Raw genomic sequence first — 16,516 nt, 5'->3', positions numbered from 1 at the left:
CGTGCCATGGAGATGACGGTCATGCAGCGCCTGTCGAACGCGATCCGCACCCAGCGTGCGGAGCGCGCCTTCGGCGTGGACGCGCTGTGCCGCATGCTCGAAGGCTATCTGCCGGATCAGCACGTCGCCGAGGTGCGCCGCGCCGCCGAGTTCGCCACCAGCGTGCACGAGGGCCAGCGCCGCACCTCCGGCGAGCCCTACGTGTATCACCCGCTCGCGGTCGCGCGCACGCTGGCCGAGATGCGCATGGATCACACCACATTGATGGCGGCGATCCTGCACGACGTGATCGAGGACACCGGCGTGTCCAAGGAATCGCTGGCGCTGGGCTTCGGCGAGGATGTGGCCGAACTGGTCGACGGCGTCAGCAAGGTCACCAAGATCGAAGGCCGCACCCGCGCCGAGATGCAGGCGGAGAGCTTCCGCAAGCTGCTGCTGGCGATGACCAAGGACCTGCGCGTGATCCTGGTCAAGCTCGCCGACCGCCTGCACAACATGCGTACGCTCGGCCATGTCTCGCACGAGAAGCGCCGTCGTGTCGCGCGCGAGACGCTGGAGATCTACGCGCCGATCGCCCAGCGCCTGGGCATCAACTTCATCCGCACTGAGCTGGAGGACCTGGCCTTTGCCAACCTCTACCCCAAGCGTCACGGCGTGCTGCAGGAAGGCGTCAGCGCGCAGCTCGGCGACACGCGCAAGCTGATCCGCGAGGTGGAGCAGAAGCTGTCGACCACACTGCGCGAGGAGGGCATCGGCGCCAGCGTCGTCGGCCGCCAGAAGAACCTGTTCGGCATCTACCAGAAGATGCGGCGCAAGAAGCTCAAGCTGCTCAAGGTCACCGACCTGCTGGGCTTCCGCGTCATCGTCTCCAAGGTCGACGACTGCTACCGCGCGCTGGGTGTCGTGCACCACGTCTACAAGCCGGTGCCGCTGGAGTTCGACGACTACATCGCCAACCCGAAGGCCAACGGCTACCAGTCGCTGCACACCGCCTGCGTCGGGCCCATGGGCCACAAGATCGAGGTGCAGATCCGCACGCGCGACATGCACCACGTGGCCGAGAGCGGCATCGCCGCGCATTGGCAGTACAAGCAGGGCGCGCGCGAGGGCCACAAGCAGCCGCAGGCGCGCGCGCGCGAATGGGTGGCGAGCCTGTTCGACGACTTCGGCAACGCCAGCCCGATCGACTTCGTCGAGAACGTCAAGGTCGACCTGTTCCCGGACGAGGTCTACGTCTTCACACCCAAGGGCGAGATCCGCCGGCTGCCGCGCGGCGCCACGCCGGTGGACTTCGCCTACGCGGTGCACTCCGACCTGGGCGACCACTGCGTTGCCGCGCGGCTCGACGGCGCGCTGGAGCCGCTGAACTCCACGCTCGCCAACGGCCAGACCGTGGAGATCATCACCGCGCGTCACGCGCGGCCCAACGCCGCCTGGCTCAACTTCGTCAAGACCGCCAAGGCGCGCTCGGCCATCCGCAACTATCTGCGCCAGCAGCACGAGGACGAGGCCGTGCGCCTCGGCCGCCGACTGCTGGAGATCGCGCTGCGCGAGCTGTCGGTGCCGGCGTCTGTGCTCAAGGACGATGCCAAGCTCGAGCCGGTGCTCGCCGCCAACAAGCTCGCCGACATCGAGGAACTGTACGCCGCCGTCGGCAGCGGCCAGCGCCTCGCGCCGCTGGTCGCACGCCACTTCCTGCCCAAGGGCGCGGCCGAGGTGCAGGACGAGGGCGGCGCCGCGCCGCTGGCGATCGAGGGCACCGAGGGCCTGGTGCTCGACTACGCGCGCTGCTGTCACCCGCTACCGGGCGACGAGATCCGCGGCCACGTCAGCGTCGGACGCGGCATCGTCGTGCACCGCATCGAGTGCAAGCACGTCAAGGGCCGGCCGCAGGACTGGGTGCCGTTGGCCTGGTCGGAGAAGGTCCTCGGCGACTTCATCGCCGAACTGCGCATCAAGGCCTACAACAAGCGCGGCCTGCTGGCGCGCATCACTGCCGAGCTGGCCAACGCCGAGGCCTCGATCGAGAACGTGCAGATGCCCGACCGCGCGGGCGGCGAGGCCGTCGAAATGCGCTTCATCGTCGCCGTGAAAAGCCGCGTGCATCTGGCGCGCGTCGTGCGCCGCATCCGCCGCATCGAGTGGATCGAGCGCGTCTGGCGCGCGTGATCGCACGGGCGCCGCTGAACATCGTCATTCCCGCGCAAGCGGGAATCCAGTAACGTCCGGCGCGAACGGCGCTTAGCGCCGCCTGGATTCCCGCATGCGCGGGAATGACGGATTGCCATAGAGAGGCCACAAGCAAATGACCCGCCGCATCATCCAGACCGACGCCGCGCCCGCCGCCATCGGCACCTACTCGCAGGCCGTCGCCTGCAGCAGCGCGAAGGAGACCGTGTATCTCTCCGGCCAGATTCCGCTCGACCCGAAGACCATGAGTCTGGTCAACGCGACCATCGAGGACGAGATTCACCAGGTCTTCCGCAACCTCAAGGCCGTCTGCGAGGCCGCCGGCGGTTCGCTGGCCGGCATCGTCAAGCTCAACGTCTTCCTCACCGATCTCGCGCACTTCACCAAGGTCAACGAGATCATGTCCAACTACTTCGAGGCGCCGTATCCGGCGCGCGCCGCGATTGGCGTCGCCAGCCTGCCGCGCGGCGCGCGCGTCGAGGCCGACGGCATCCTCGTGCTTGACTGACCCAAAGCGAAAATCCCCTCGCCACCCGTCTGCGGGGGGAGAGGGTCGGGGAGAGGGGGGCGACGGCGCAGCCGGCGTGTTCCGTTCTGCACGGTCGAAGCTCGGGAACGGCAAGGCGGCACGGTCGCCGCTGAATCTCGACTCGGAAATCACCTACCTCAAGGGCGCCGGTCCCGCCGTCGCCCAGCGCCTGCGCACGCTGGACCTGCGCTGCGTGCGCGACCTGCTGTTCCACCTGCCCACGCGCTACGAGGACCGCCGCAAGCACACGCCCTGCGCGCGGTTGCGGCCGGACACCGACGCCCTGGTGCGCGGCCGTATCGTCGCCGCCGACGTGCGCTTTGCCGGGCGGCGCACGCTGCGCGTGGTGATCGATGACGGCACCGGCGGCCTGCTGCTGCGTTTCTTCCATTTCAATCCCGCGCAGCGCGAAAGCCTGGCCGTCGGCCGCTGGCTGCAGGCCTACGGCAGCGTGCGCACCGGCACCGCCGGGCCGGAGATGGTGCATCCGCAGTACCGCGTGGCCGACGAGGCCGAGGCGCTGCAGCCGGACCCGTACCTCGCGCCGATCTACCCGCTGACCACCGGCATCACCCAGCAGCGCCTGCGCGGCCTGATCGCGCTGGCGCTGGACCTCGCGGCGGCCGACGCGGCGCTGGCGACGACACTCCCCGGCCTCGACGGCCCCGCCACGCTCGACGCGCTGCGCGCCATCCACCATCCGAAGAGCGATGCCGACGCCGAGGCGCTGATCGAGCGCAGCCATCCGGCGCAGACGCGTCTGATCCACGAGGAACTGCTCGCGCACCAGCTCGGCATGCGCCTGCTGCGCGGCCGGCTCAAGGCGCGGCCGGCGCCGGCCATCCGCAAGCCGGCCGATGCGGTATCCGCCCTGCTCGGCGTGCTGCCGTTCGCGCCCACCGGCGCGCAGCGCCGCGTGCTCGACGAGGTGGCCAAGGACCTGTCGGCGAGCCGGCCGATGCTGCGGCTGGTGCAGGGCGACGTCGGCAGCGGCAAGACCGTCATCGCCGCCGCCGCGCTGCTCGCGGCCTGTCGCGACGGCCTGCAGGCCGTGCTCGTCGCGCCCACCGAACTGCTCGCCGAACAGCACCTGCGCACGCTGAGCGCATGGTTCGAGCCGCTGGGCATCGCGCCGCTGTTCCTGTCCAACCGCGTGAAGAAGGCCGAGCGCTCCCGCGTGCTCGAACGGCTCGCCGCGCCCGAGCCGGCCATCGCCGTCGGCACCCATGCGCTGCTGCAGGACGGCGTGGACTACGCGCGCCTCGCGCTCACCGTCGTCGACGAGCAGCACCGCTTCGGCGTGCAGCAGCGCATCGCCCTGCGCGAAAAGGGCGGCAAGCTCGCGCCGCACCAGCTCATCATGTCCGCCACGCCCATCCCGCGCACGCTGGCGCAGACGCTGTACGCGGACCTGGACGTCTCCGTCATCGACGAACTGCCGCCCGGTCGCACACCGGTGACCACCGTCGCGCTCTCCGCCGCCAAGCGCGCCGAGATCGTCGCGCGCATCGGCAGCGCCTGCGCCGAAGGCCGGCAGGCCTACTGGGTCTGCACGCTGATCGAGGAATCCGAAGAACTCGATGCCGAAGCCGCCGAGGCCACCGCCGCACGGCTGCGCGAGGAACTGCCGCAACTGCAGGTGGGGCTGGTCCACGGCCGCATGAAGCCGGACCAGAAGGAAGTGCAGATGCGCGCCTTCAAGGACGGCACCACGCAACTGCTCGTCGCCACCACTGTCATCGAAGTGGGCGTGGATGTGCCCAACGCCAGCATCATGGTCATCGACAACGCCGAACGCCTCGGCCTGTCACAGCTCCACCAGCTTCGCGGTCGCGTCGGTCGCGGCGCACGCGAGAGCCAGTGCGTACTGCTGTACCAGCCGCCGCTGAGCGACATGGCCCGCGCCCGCCTCGAAACCCTACGCGCCACCACCGACGGCTTCGCCATCGCCCAGCGCGACCTCGAACTGCGCGGCCCCGGCGAACTGCTCGGCCGCCGCCAGACCGGCGACATCGGCATGAAGCTCGCCGACCCGGTGCGCGACGCCCCTCTCGTGCCGCCGCTGCAACCGCTGGCCGACCGCCTGCTGGCCGAACACCCGCCGCTCGCCCGCCTGCTCATCGCCCGATGGGTCGGTGATCCGGAGCGGTACGCGATGGTGTGAGGAAGTTCGCGGCGCCGTGGTGCCGATGCAGGTTCAATGCGGCCTGGACGAGGTGCGGCGTTGGGGGTATCTGCTCGACGTCCTGCCTCGGCTTGGCGCGTCGTCGAGGGCTTACGGGAGGCAGCCCAGCATGCCAGTCGTTCTCCGCATCGGACCCTACCGGCTGTTCTTCTACTCGAACGAGAACGACGAGCCGCCCCACATTCATGTGCAACGGGAGCGCGCTTTGGCTAAATTCTGGCTCAGGCCCGTTGCGCTGGCTTCAAGCACGGGGTTTTCTGCACGAGAGCTGACGAGGCTGTCCAGAGTCGTGCAGGAGAACGCGGCACTGCTGGTGGAGGCTTGGAATGAGTTCTTTGGCGCTGCAAGATGATCCTCACGCGGAACATGTTCATTGCACGGACGATGAGCTTGTCGTGGCGCTGACGGACGGGCGCACACTCTCCGTCCCGCTGACTTGGTTTCCGCGGCTGGCCAATGCGCGACCGGAAGATCGCGCCAAGTTCGAACTTCTCGGGGACGGTCAGGGCATCCACTGGCCGATGCTTGACGAAGACATCAGCATCCGCGGGCTGCTCGCCGGCAAGCCGTCGTTCGAAGCGGTGCCCAATCTGAGAATTAAGCCGGCGGGTCGCGGATCGATTCCCTCCGCATAACCTCATCCCTGATCTGTCCGCTGGGTGGCTGCCCCTTTCGAGCGCCCTATCGCGGAGCCGATTGAACTGCAACCAGGCGACTCAGCCGCTTACAGCCTTCGGGGGCAAGTTATCGAACCTATAGCTGAGTTATGGAACCGGTCTGGTTCCTCAATTGGGCGTTATGTGTCTTAATCCCGTTCAATTCCGGCACCTGTGATGAACTCCGAGTTGATTGCCCGTTCTGTCCGCGTGCCTTTGGCTATTGTGGCGGCCGTTTACGTAGCCTTCATGTTCGTTGCGCCGTTCGTTGAAGGCCGCGGAAGTTGGGAATATGTCCAAAGCGTGTGGGATCGGTGGCAGGGCCTCAATGTCGGCATGCTTGCGCTAGCCTCCAGTGTCACAGCTTTCTATATCGCTAGATTCAATGCCGATCGTCAGCGCCTGCGTGAGTTTGCAGTTGCCAAGGCATTTCTCCCTCACGCGCTCAGCGAATTAGTTACCTACTTTGAGGAATCGTCGGCAGTATTCAGGTTGGGTTGGAACTCGGCTCCCGGAGAAAGGCCGAATTTTGTAATTCCCACTCTGCCGGGCCAGTACAGAGAGGTGTTTGGGAACTGCATACGTCATGCTGATCCAGCCGTAGGTGATTACCTAGCGAAGATTCTTGCAAAGCTCCAAGTGCACGACTCAAGGCTTCAGGACTACATGAATGGCGGCCGTCTATCCCATAGGTTCAATCCGGATAGGCCGAACCTTCTCGTGTACATGTACCGATTGGGAGAGCTCCAGGCTTTGGTTGCGCGTTTGTTCGACTATGCGAGAAACCGTGAGCCGTTCGAATCCGCATCCCTAACGTGGGATGATTTCCACAACGCCTTTGGTAATTTGCGGCTATGGCCGGATGAATTCGAAACGGAAGGTGACAGCCTTGAAGCTTTCACTAAAAGAGCCATCGGACGCAATAGTGCAGGCAACACATAACAAATCGTTGCAGCTGACGTTTGACCCGCCACCTCTTTTTGCTGCCGCCAAAAGCGGCGTCGCCTCAAACGCAGCTGAACTCAGGCGTTGAGGCTGTAGAAAAGGTCCGCTACCGTGACGACAATCGAAAGCATGGGCACGACAGCCGCCTTGGATGCCGCTCAGAATGTTGAGCGCGCCTTGAGCGAACTGTCGCGAGCGTCTTCTGGCCTTTTTACGAGGTCGACGGAGATGTTCGGACTTTTTCTACACTCTACGTTGAGCGCCTGCCTGCAGCTTACTCCGTCGCACCGTCGCACCGTCGCACCGTCGCGTAGGACGCGGGGAAGCGCTGAAGCGACAGCTCTTGGGGTACGTCACGCATGAGCGACTGGCTGCAAATCGGCCTGATTACCTTGCTGGCCGGGCTGGCGATGCCGGCGGGTGCGGCACTGGCGAGCGCGGAGCGCATCCGGCCGCGCTGGTTGGAGAGCGAGTTCCGTCACGGGGTCATCGCCTTTGGCGGTGGCGCATTGCTGGCCGCGGTGGCGCTGGTGCTGGTGCCGGAGGGTGTGCGGGGATTGTCGACCGTCACGGTCTCGGTCTGCTTCGCGGCCGGGGCGCTGGCGTTCATGGCGCTGGACCGCGCACTGGCGCGCAACGGCACGCCGATGGGGCAGCTGGTGGCGATGCTGGCGGACTTCGTGCCGGAGGCGCTGGCGCTGGGCGCGACCTTCGTGACCTCACGCTCGGCCGGCATCGTGCTGGCGGCGATCATCGCGTTGCAGAACGTGCCGGAGGGCTTCAACGCCTATCGCGAACTGTCGCGTGCCACGCACTATGGATCGGCGAAGCTGATCGGCGCGTTCACGCTCATGGCGCTGCTGGGGCCGGTGTTCGGCATCGCGGGGCACTTCCTGCTGTCCTCGCAGCCGGCGATCGTGTCGGGGATCATGCTGTTCGCGGCCGGCGGCATCCTGTACCTGATCTTCCAGGACATCGCGCCGCAGGTGCGGCTGAAGAATCACTGGGCGCCTCCGCTGGGTGCGGTGGCCGGGTTCCTGGCGGGGCTGGTCGGACATCTGCTGGTGCACGGAGGCTGAGCGATGGCGCGGAGCGAGGTCAGGGGAAGCCGGCGCAGGCAGAGGTTCGCGGGCCCGGCGCTGGCCGTCGCGGCGGTCGCAGTGCAGGCGCAGCCGCTGCCGGTGATCGACATGCACCTGCATGCGAGCGACCCGCAGAGCTATGGCGGCCCGCAGACGGTCTGCACCAACCGGGACGCGGTGAGCTTTCCCCCGGTGGACCCGCGCGAGACGATCACGGTGCAGAAGACAGCCGTCTGCGCGCGACCGCTGATGTCGGTGCAGGGCGGCCAGCAGAACGCCCGGCGCACCGGCGAGCTGATGGTGCGCCACAACGTCTACGGCGTGCTCGACGTGACGCGCGACGAGGGGCTGGACGCGAGCCTGGCCCACGCGCAGGCCTGGGAGGCGCACGCGCCCGGGCGCTACTGGGTGGCGCTGGATTTCTCCGACGCCAATCTGCCGCCGCTCGATGCGCTGGAGGCGCAGGTGCGGCAGGGGCGCATCCGGCTGTTTGCGGAGGTGAGCCCGCAGTACGACGGCGAACTGGCGACGGCGGAGCGGCTGGCGCCGTACTTCGCGCTGGCCGAGCGGCTGGACGTCCCCGTGGGGCTGCATCTGGGCGAAGGGCCGCCGGGCGGCACGCACGTGATGCCGGGCAGCCGCTACAGCCCGGCCGCGGGACGGCCGCTCGACATCGACCCGCTGCTGCGGCGCCATCCGAAGCTGCGTGTCTACGTGATGCACTACGGCTCGCCGCTGGTGGAAGAGATGATCGCGCTGCTGTACGCGCATCCGCAGCTCTACGTGGACGTGGCGCAGAACAACTGGGGCTTTCCGCGCGCGCACTTCTACCGTCAGCTCCGGCAGCTCGTGGATGCCGGCTTTGCCCAGCGCATCCTGTTCGGTTCCGACCAGATGATCTGGCCGGACACGCTGCCCATCGCCATCGAGACGATCGAGCAGGCGCCGTTCCTCACCGCGGAACAGAAGCGCGACATCCTCTACCACAACGCCGCGCGCTTCCTGCGGTTGAGCGAGGCACAGATCGCCGCGCATCATGGCGGCGCGCCGGCGCCTCGCAACGACACGCCAACGGGAGGTGCGCGATGAAGGTTCTGGGCATCCGCTGGTGCACGGTGAGCGGCGAGGCCGCCGCACAGGCGACGTTCTTCGATGCGCTGGGTCTGTCGCGCAAGGACCTGAGCGCCTTCGGCATCGCCGCCGAGCCGTTCGCCGGCGCGGTGTTCCCGGCCGGCGAGAGCTGGATCGAGCTGTGGCCGGCCGGCCCGCAGATGCCGGAGGGCACGATGCTGCAGGTGGTCGTCGACGACGCCGATGCGTTTGCGGCGCATGCACGTGCCAACGGCCTGTCGCCGGAAGGGCCGATGGACGCGCACGGCGAGCGCATCTACATGCTCAAGGCGCCGGGTGGCCTGCAGGTGTCGTTCCAGTCGCGCCTGCCTGCCTGAGCACGCCGGAAGCCCGGCACGGCAGGCCACGCGGACGACGCGCTCCGCACTGCGATCCAGCACTCAGTTCCCCCGCCGATCGCGATGGCGCGCCGTCTTGCGCGTGGCTAGCATCGCTCGTGCGGCCCGTGTCGGCAGCAACGGGGACGCAGACAAGAAACCGGCGCCAGCGCCAAAGGGGGGATCATGAAGCGTTCATCGATTGCGGCAGGCGCACTCGCCTGCGTCGTGGCGTGGCCGGCACTGGCTGGCGAGACGCAATGGGTCGAGCCGGGGGCGCGCCTCGCTTGGACCTTCGGCGCCGGGGCGAACCAGGCTACGCCGTCGCTGAGTCTTGGCCTGTTCCCGAACGATCGGGGCTGGCAGCGCCTGTGGGCGACGGCGGGTGCGGACGAGCTGGCCATGGCGGTCGACAAGCCCGCTGTCTTCGAACTCAGACTCGATGGCACGGCGAAGGATCTGCGGCTCATTGGGCTGTCGCTGGGCGCCGACTCGTCGCAGTCGGAGGACAGCTCCGGCAACTGGGGCACGCGCATCGGCATGATTGCGCTCGGCCTCGGCGCGGCGCTGGCCCTGGTGGTCTACGCGGTGGGCGACGCCGTCGAAGACAGCAACCCGACCGTCCAGGGCAACGGTGACAACGATAGCCCCGGCGACGCCGATGACCCGTGCTTCGACCTGCCACTCGGCATCAACGGTTGCCTGGGCGGACGCTAGCAACCGGTGGGGTCGGGCGGGCTGATCCGGACGGTGTGACTCATGGGGCGCGGAATATCGGCGGCGTCAGTGCCGCCGGCACATCAGGGAGGGGTTCTCATGCTGGCATTGCGGATGAGCAGCGTGTTGGTGGCGGCGTTGGTATGGACGGCAGAAGGCGCGGCGCTCGAGCGCGGCGAGTTCCGCGGCGAGGCGCAGCAGGTGAATGCGGCCACCGACTTCGACGTGCTGCGGCCGCGGGTGGCCGTGTCGGCCACGGGCGATACCGTCGTTGGCTGGCTCGAGCTGGCCCGCACGGGGAATCCGCCGGCGGCGCAGGGCCGGGTCCGCTTCTACCGGGCGGACGGCACTGCGCGCGGCGCGCAGCAAAATCTGTATTTCGGTGTTCCCGATACGTCCTACTCGGACACCGTGGTCGGCATCGACGGTGCCGGTGTGAGCACGGCGGTCTGGATGTCGCAGACCTCTGCCACTGAGCCGGGGTCGCGGCTGCTCTTTCGCCGCTACTCCCCTGTCGGCGCCGCACTCGGGCCGGCGACGAGCATCGAGCTCGGCATCCGCGCCTCGCTCGGGCCGGAAGTGGCGGTGGCGCCCGATGGCAGGGCGATCATCGTCTGGAGCGAAGGGCCGGACGAAGGCCTCGTCGAGGTGCGAGCGATCCGCCTCGACAGCGACGGGGCCACGGTCGCGGCGCCGGCGCCGGTAGTGAGTATCGGAAGCACCGGCGAGGTGCCGCGCGTGCGCATCGGCATCGACGACAGTGGCGACGCCGTGATCGTCTGGGTGTTCGCTGATGACCTGTTCTGGAGGCGGCTGCCGTTGAACGGACCGCCGGGGCCGGTTAGCCAGGTCAACGTTGCCGCTGGCGTTCGTGCCGCAGACCTGGCGGTGGACGGCACCGGTGCATTCATCGTGACGTGGGTTGGCGAGGCGGCCGACCGGGTGCTGCGCCGGCGATACGACGCCACAGGAGCGCCGCTGGAGGGCGAGACGGAGGTTTTCGCCGGCACGGTAGACGGCGTCTCTGTGGATGTCGATGCGGACGGCGATGCGGTCATCGTCTGGGCTGCGAAGAGCTTCACGGAGTTGTTTGCCCAGAGCTTTGACGCCTCAGGCGCTGCGACCGCGCCGGGCGTCGTCGTCGCCGCGGTGGACGGCGCCAGTGTCGAGGGGCCCGATGTCGCGCTGGATGCGGATGGCGATGCCGTGATCGCGTGGCAACTGACGACGCGCACGGACGAGGCCGATCGCAATGCCTTCGTCCGCCGGATGACGGGGCCCGCCGATGTCGATCTGGCAATCGCGATCGACGACGGCGCGTCGGGGGCTCCCGGGTCGAGCGAGGGCCGCTATGAGGTGACCGTGACGAACACGCGGATGCCTGCCGGCCCGGGCATCGGCCAAGCCGATGGTGTGCTGGCTCAGATTACGCTGCCCGCGGGACACAGCCTCATCGACGTGGAGACGGATGGCTGGCAGTGCAGCGGGACGGCGACACTGCGTTGTGTGCCGGCCGCTTCGCTGCCCGCCGGCGATGAGCGCAGCCTGGTCTTACGGCTGCTGCGGCCGGATACGCTGTGCCTCGACGCCGAGGCGCGTGCGTCGGTGACCAGCCAGCAGTTCGATTCGGTGGGTGGCAACGACACGCTGGCAGACAACACATGGGTAGGTGCACCGGGCACGGTGAGCGTCGTCGCCACGGCGCGTATCGCGCCCGAGCCGGATGCAGAGGTGCTGATCGAGGTGCGGCGCGACGATGGCTGCGTCGGCGACCTCACCGTGAGCTTTGCGGCCGAGGCGGGGACCGCTACGGCCGGAACCGATTTCGGCGGCGGAGGCACGTTCGTGTTCCGGGAAGGTACGTCGCGCGCAAGCTTTCCGGTGAGCCTCGTCGACGACGCGATCGAGGAAGCGGACGAAACCTTCGATGTCGTGCTCACCGGCGCCGATGGCGGCGGCGCGGTCGTGGCGCCGGACCGAACGACCGTGACGATCGCGGACGACGAAAGCCGCGGCGGTGGCGGCGGGGCGATGCCGGCCACGCTGTTGTGGTTGCTCCTCGCGGCTGTCTGCGGGCGCCGTCGGCTGTTCGTGGTGCGGCGAACGTCTCGCTGACCCGGCTATGCGAGCGCGGCAGCGCAAGTGCCGCTAATCTTCGGCGCGCAATGAACGCCCCGACGCTCGACAAGCTGCGCGACTACGCCCTGCTGATGCGGCTGGACCGGCCCATCGGCATCTGGCTGCTGCTGTGGCCGACGCTGTGGGCGCTATGGTTCGCGGCCGACGGTGTTCCGGATCTGCACGTGCTTGCCGTGTTCGTGCTCGGCACCGTGCTGATGCGTTCGGCCGGCTGCGCGATCAACGACTTTGCCGACCGCGAGTTCGACCCGCATGTCGCGCGCACACAGCAGCGGCCGGTGGCGGCGGGCCGGGTGACGCCGGCCGAGGCGGTGCGGCTGTTCGTGGTGGTGTCGCTGGTGGCCTTCGGCCTGCTCACGTCGCTGAAGAACACGCTGGCGCTGGCGCTGTCGGTGCCTGCGGCGGTACTCGCCGCGCTGTACCCGTTCACCAAGCGCTGGATCAGCATGCCGCAGGCGGTACTCGGCGTGGCGTTCTCCTGGGGCATTCCCATGGCCTACGCGGCGGTGCGCCACGAGATCGCCTGGGGCGAGGTGCTGGTGCTGATGGCGGCGAACCTGTGCTGGGTCGTGGCCTACGACACCTACTACGCGATGGCCGACCGCGCGGACGACCTGAAGATCGGCGTGAAGTCCTCGGCGATCCTGTTCGGCACGCGCGATCGTCTGCTCATCGCCGTGCTGCAGGCGCTGTGCCTGCTGTTGCTGGGCGGACTGGGGATCGCCGACGGGCGTGGCCCGCTGTTCTTCGGTGGCCTGCTGGTGGCGGCGGTGCTCGCGCTGCGGCAGTGGCAGCGCACGCGCAGCCGCGATCCGGCCGCCTGCTTCGCGGCGTTTCTCGACAACAACCGCTTCGGGTTCGCGATCTTCGCCGGGCTGGCGCTGGATCACGCCGGGCCGTGGCTTGCATCCGCACTCGGCGTCGTGGCGTAGTGGCCGGCATCCCTGCCCGGAAGTCGCCGATGTCCATGCTGCGCACGCTGATCCAGCCGATCGTGACCCTAGCCCTGTATCTGTGCCTGGGCATGGGGCTGACGGGCTGCGGTGCTTCGGCGGCGATGCGCGTCGACGAGGGCCTGGTCTTCTCGCCACCCGACTGGCCGCAGCCGCTCGCCGGCGACCTGGTGCGACCCGACGGATGCAGCCGCTGTCCGCTCGTCGTGCTGGTGCATGGCGGGAGCTGGAAGAGCGGCAAACCGGGGCACATGCGCGGTTTCGCAGAGGCGCTGGCGGCGCGCGGTTACGCCTCGTTCAGCGTGCAGTACCGGCTGGTGCCGGACTGGCGCTTTCCGGCGCAGCTCGAGGACGTGCAGCTGGCGCTGCGCTGGCTGGCGCGCGAGGCCGATGCGCTGGACATCGATGCCGGGAGGCTCGGCATCTGGGGCTACTCGGCCGGCGCGCACTTGGCTTCGCTCGCGGCGCTGGTCACCGACGCCCCGCGCGTGCGTGTGGTGGTGTCCGGCGGCAATCCCGCGGACCTGCTTTATGCGTCCACCAGTCCGTTGGTGGAGGCGCTGATGGGCGGCCCCTTCGACGACATGCCCGACGCCTATCGCGCGGCTTCGCCGCTACACCAGGTGACGGCGGACGCGCCGCCGACCTTCATCTACCACGCGCGCTGGGACTGGATCGTCGCCACCGAGCATGCGCGACGCCTGCAGGCCGCGCTCGACGATGCCGGTGTGCCGAACGAGCTGCACTGGCTGCCAATGCGCGGCCACATCGTCGGCTTCTTCCTTCCCGGCGAGGCGCGCGATCGCGCGATCGACTTTCTGGACCGTTACCTGCGCGACTGATCGCTACGACCCGGCCATGCGCAGCATCTGCCCGCAGAGCCAGGCGCCGTAGGTGCCGAGCGCATAACCGAGCACGGCGAGCAGCACGCCGACCGGCGCGAGGGACGGATGGAAAGCGCTGGCGACCACCGGCGCACTGGCCGCGCCGCCGATGTTGGCCTGGCTGCCGACGGCGAGATAGAAGGTCGGCGCCTTGATCGCACGGGCGACGATCAGCAGCAGGCCGGCGTGGAAGGCGATCCAGGTCAGGCCGACGCCGAACAGGCCGGGGTTGGTGAAGATGGAGCGCAGGTCCATGTGCATGCCGATGCTGGCCACCAGCACGTAGAGCATCGCGCTGCCGACCTTGGACGCGCCGGGGCCTTCGAGTTCGCGCGCGCGGGTGAACGACAGGATCAGCCCGAAGGTCGTCGCCAGCACGACGATCCAGAAGAACGTGCTCGACAGGCTCAGGCGTTGCGCCCACGCGCCCTGTTCGTCGAAGAAGGCCGCCAGCGGTGTGGCCAGTGCGTGCGCGACGCCGGTGAGGCCGAAGCCGATCGCGAGCATGAACATGAAGTCGCGCAGCGTCGGGATGCGCGCGTGCTCGCTGACGAAGCGCTCCATGCGCGTGCGCAGGTCGGCCAGCGCGGTGGTATCGGCGCCGCGCTTGGCATCGAGCTTGTCGGCACGGCCGGCCATGTACAGCAGCACCGCCATCCAGATGTTGGCGACGATGACGTCGACAGCCACCATCATGCCGAACAGGTTGTTGTCGACGGCGAAGATCTCCTTCATCGCCGCCTGGTTGGCGCCGCCGCCGATCCAGCTTCCGGCGACCGTCGTCATGCCGCGCCAGACCTCGCCGCTCACCGTCTCCGGGCTGAGCGTGCCCCAGATCAGCAGCGCCAACGGGCCGCCGAGCATCACGCCGACGGTGCCGGTGAGGAACATGATCAGCGCCTTGGGCCCCAGGCGCAGGATCGCCTTGAGATCGATCGACAGCGTCAGCAGCACCAACGTCGCCGGCAGCAGGTAGCGCGAGGCCACCGGGTAGAGCTGCGAGTGCTCGCCGTCGATGACACCGAAGGAGTTGAACAGCGCCGGCAGGAAGTAGCACAGCAGCAGCGCCGGCACGTAGGTATAGAACCGGCGCCAGAACGGATGCGCGCTGCCGGACGTCCAGAACACCAGACCGAGCAGCACGCACAGCAGGCCGAGGGCGACGGCGTCGTTGGTGATCAGGGGCGTCTGGCTCAAGGCTTCACTCGCAGGGATGAAAGGCGCAAGCCTCCGGCATCGCGCCGGCGTCGGCAAGCCGGGAAACTCCCTGCACCCTGCTGACAGGACGCTGTCAGGAGCCGGTCCTTAGCCTGCGCGTCGTGCATCGATGCACGAACGATCGGAGACGAAAGATGCTGGCAGGCAATGTGGCGAACTGGTTCGAGATTCCGGCGCCGGACCTGAAGCGCGCGACGCGCTTCTACGAGTCGGTGCTGGGCGTGACGCTGCAGCAGGAAACGATGGGGCCGGTGCAGATGGCGATCTTCCCGCATGACCCGAAGCTCGGCGGCGGCTGCCTCGCGCAGGGGCCGGGCTACCGGCCGTCGGAAGAGGGCGCGACGGTCTATCTCAACCTGAAGCAGGACCTGTCGGCACCGCTGGAGCGGGTCAAGCCGGCAGGCGGGCAGGTGCTGCTCGGCAAGACACCGCTGCCGGAGGGCATGGGCTTCTTCGCGCAGTTCGTCGACAGCGAAGGCAACCGCGTCGGCTTCTATTCGCCGGAGTGATGGCGCCATGACGACGCGTGACTACATCGAGTGGGCGCCGTTTCGCGTGCGCTCCGGGGTGTCGGAGGCGCAGCTGCTGGCGTCGTCGGCCGCCCTGCAGGAGCAGTTCGTCGCACGGCAGGCGGGATTCCGTACGCGCGAACTGCTCCGGAGCGCAGACGGGCAATGGGTCGACCTGGTGCGCTGGGACAGTCGCGAGGCGGCGGAAACGGCGATGGCGGCGGTCGGCACCAGCGCGGCTTGCCAGGCCTATTTCGTGCTGCTGGAACCGTCGGACGCGGCGGGCGGTGTCGTGCTGTTCGAGCCGGTCGCCGTCTACGCGTGAAGCTTGATGCACCGGGCGCCGCGCCGCATGCTCCCGAGCGCCCATGCGCCGCGCCGACCGTCTGTTCTTGCTGATCCAGGCCTTGCGCGGGCGGCGTGTCGTCACGGCACGCCGCCTCGCCGAGCTGCTGGAGGTGTCCGAGCGCACGGTCTACCGCGACGTGCGCGACCTGCAGCTCTCCGGCATTCCGGTCGAGGGCGAGGCCGGCGTCGGCTACATGCTGCGCCGTGGCGCCGACGTACCGCCGCTGATGTTCACGCGCGACGAACTTGAGGCGCTGGTCGTCGGCGCGCGGCTGGTCGAGGCCTGGACCGGCAGCCGGCTCGCACGCAACGCGCGGCAGGCGCTGACCAAGATCGAGGCGGTGCTGCCGGAGTCGCTGCGTGCCAGCGGCGAGCGTTCGCGCCTGTATGCGCCGCCGGTGCCGCGTCATGCGCCGGTGGGGCAGATGCTCGACCGGCTGCACGCGGCGATCGAGGCGCACGAGGTGCTGGAGCTGGACTATCGCCGCGAGGATGCGCAGACCTCCACGCGTCGCGTACGGCCGCTGTGTCTCGCGTACTGGGGCGCGGTATGGACGCTCGGCGCCTGGTGCGAGATGCGCGGCGGGTTCCGCAACTTCCGTGTCGACCGCATCGGCACGATGCGCGCGACGGGCGAGCGCTTCGAGGAAGCCCCGGGCACCAGCCTCGCCGACTACCTGCGTGCGGTCGACGCCGAGACCTGATCGGGTGGC

General features: G+C 68.6%; 17 protein-coding genes. 16 read left to right on the top strand and 1 reads right to left on the bottom strand.

Annotated elements, in window-relative coordinates; genetic code table 11:
• Window positions 1-6 precede the first annotated feature (6 nt).
• The 13 genes from C8D93_RS08515 to C8D93_RS08460 all read left to right on the top strand — a co-directional run bounded on the left by C8D93_RS08515 (window position 7) and on the right by C8D93_RS08460 (window position 13,686).
• The gene (locus tag C8D93_RS08515; protein WP_110264725.1) at window positions 7-2,169 is read left to right on the top strand and encodes a RelA/SpoT family protein; all 2,163 of its coding nucleotides are present in this window, start codon (window positions 7-9) and stop codon (window positions 2,167-2,169) included.
• A 136-nt stretch (window positions 2,170-2,305) separates the two neighbouring features.
• Window positions 2,306-2,698, top strand: a complete 393-nt coding sequence (locus C8D93_RS08510; RefSeq protein ID WP_110264724.1) for a deaminase RidA — start codon at window positions 2,306-2,308, stop codon at window positions 2,696-2,698.
• 76 nt (window positions 2,699-2,774) lie between these two features.
• Window positions 2,775-4,883: an ATP-dependent DNA helicase RecG gene (gene recG, locus C8D93_RS08505; protein WP_110264723.1), complete on the top strand. Its 2,109-nt coding sequence runs from the start codon at window positions 2,775-2,777 to the stop codon at window positions 4,881-4,883.
• A gap of 130 nt (window positions 4,884-5,013) precedes the next feature.
• Window positions 5,014-5,256 (top strand): DUF4160 domain-containing protein, encoded by a 243-nt coding sequence (locus C8D93_RS08500; RefSeq protein ID WP_110264814.1) that lies wholly within the window; start codon window positions 5,014-5,016, stop codon window positions 5,254-5,256.
• Window positions 5,231-5,539 carry a DUF2442 domain-containing protein gene (locus C8D93_RS08495; RefSeq protein WP_110264722.1) on the top strand — a complete coding sequence of 103 codons (309 nt, stop codon included), beginning with the start codon at window positions 5,231-5,233 and terminating at the stop codon, window positions 5,537-5,539. Before C8D93_RS08500 ends, C8D93_RS08495 begins: the two co-directional genes overlap by 26 nt.
• Window positions 5,540-5,737: 198 nt before the next feature.
• Window positions 5,738-6,502, top strand: a complete 765-nt coding sequence (locus tag C8D93_RS20375; RefSeq protein ID WP_146216554.1) for a hypothetical protein — start codon at window positions 5,738-5,740, stop codon at window positions 6,500-6,502.
• A gap of 362 nt (window positions 6,503-6,864) precedes the next feature.
• Window positions 6,865-7,584, top strand: a complete 720-nt coding sequence (locus tag C8D93_RS08490) for a ZIP family metal transporter (RefSeq protein WP_110264721.1) — start codon at window positions 6,865-6,867, stop codon at window positions 7,582-7,584.
• Between the two features lie 81 nt (window positions 7,585-7,665).
• Window positions 7,666-8,676, top strand: coding sequence for an amidohydrolase family protein (locus tag C8D93_RS08485; RefSeq protein WP_170123963.1), 1,011 nt, complete (start codon window positions 7,666-7,668; stop codon window positions 8,674-8,676).
• A complete protein-coding gene (locus C8D93_RS08480; protein WP_110264719.1) occupies window positions 8,673-9,035 on the top strand; it encodes a hypothetical protein in 363 nt (120 codons plus the stop codon). Before C8D93_RS08485 ends, C8D93_RS08480 begins: the two co-directional genes overlap by 4 nt.
• Before the next feature lie 186 nt (window positions 9,036-9,221).
• The gene (locus C8D93_RS08475) at window positions 9,222-9,752 is read left to right on the top strand and encodes a hypothetical protein (protein WP_110264718.1); all 531 of its coding nucleotides are present in this window, start codon (window positions 9,222-9,224) and stop codon (window positions 9,750-9,752) included.
• Between the two features lie 99 nt (window positions 9,753-9,851).
• Window positions 9,852-11,867, top strand: coding sequence for a Calx-beta domain-containing protein (locus C8D93_RS08470; protein WP_146216553.1), 2,016 nt, complete (start codon window positions 9,852-9,854; stop codon window positions 11,865-11,867).
• 50 nt (window positions 11,868-11,917) lie between these two features.
• Complete coding sequence (gene ubiA, locus C8D93_RS08465; RefSeq protein ID WP_110264716.1) at window positions 11,918-12,823, top strand: 4-hydroxybenzoate octaprenyltransferase; 906 nt, start codon at window positions 11,918-11,920, stop codon at window positions 12,821-12,823.
• Between the two features lie 29 nt (window positions 12,824-12,852).
• On the top strand, window positions 12,853-13,686 hold the full coding sequence (locus C8D93_RS08460; protein WP_146216552.1) for an alpha/beta hydrolase: 834 nt from the start codon (window positions 12,853-12,855) through the stop codon (window positions 13,684-13,686).
• A gap of 3 nt (window positions 13,687-13,689) precedes the next feature.
• On the opposite strand, the gene C8D93_RS08455 is transcribed toward C8D93_RS08460, so the two are convergent.
• Complete coding sequence (locus C8D93_RS08455) at window positions 13,690-14,925, bottom strand: DUF819 family protein (protein WP_110264714.1); 1,236 nt, start codon at window positions 14,923-14,925, stop codon at window positions 13,690-13,692.
• 155 nt (window positions 14,926-15,080) lie between these two features.
• On the opposite strand from C8D93_RS08455, the gene C8D93_RS08450 reads away from it, so the two are divergent.
• From C8D93_RS08450 to C8D93_RS08440, 3 genes are read left to right on the top strand one after another with little or no spacing between them, the layout of a single operon-like run.
• On the top strand, window positions 15,081-15,455 hold the full coding sequence (locus C8D93_RS08450; protein ID WP_110264713.1) for a VOC family protein: 375 nt from the start codon (window positions 15,081-15,083) through the stop codon (window positions 15,453-15,455).
• 7 nt (window positions 15,456-15,462) lie between these two features.
• Window positions 15,463-15,780, top strand: coding sequence for an ABM domain-containing protein (locus C8D93_RS08445; protein ID WP_110264712.1), 318 nt, complete (start codon window positions 15,463-15,465; stop codon window positions 15,778-15,780).
• Between the two features lie 43 nt (window positions 15,781-15,823).
• Entirely contained in the window at window positions 15,824-16,507 is a 684-nt protein-coding gene (locus C8D93_RS08440) for a helix-turn-helix transcriptional regulator (RefSeq protein WP_110264711.1), read from the top strand.
• The last annotated feature ends 9 nt before the right edge of the window (window positions 16,508-16,516 follow it).

The sequence above is a fragment of the Sinimarinibacterium flocculans genome (genome assembly GCF_003201205.1).
Lineage (GTDB): Bacteria > Pseudomonadota > Gammaproteobacteria > Nevskiales > Nevskiaceae > Solimonas > Solimonas flocculans.
The sequence above is the reverse complement of the archived record's forward strand: the minus strand, read 5'-3'. Positions and strand labels throughout refer to the sequence as shown.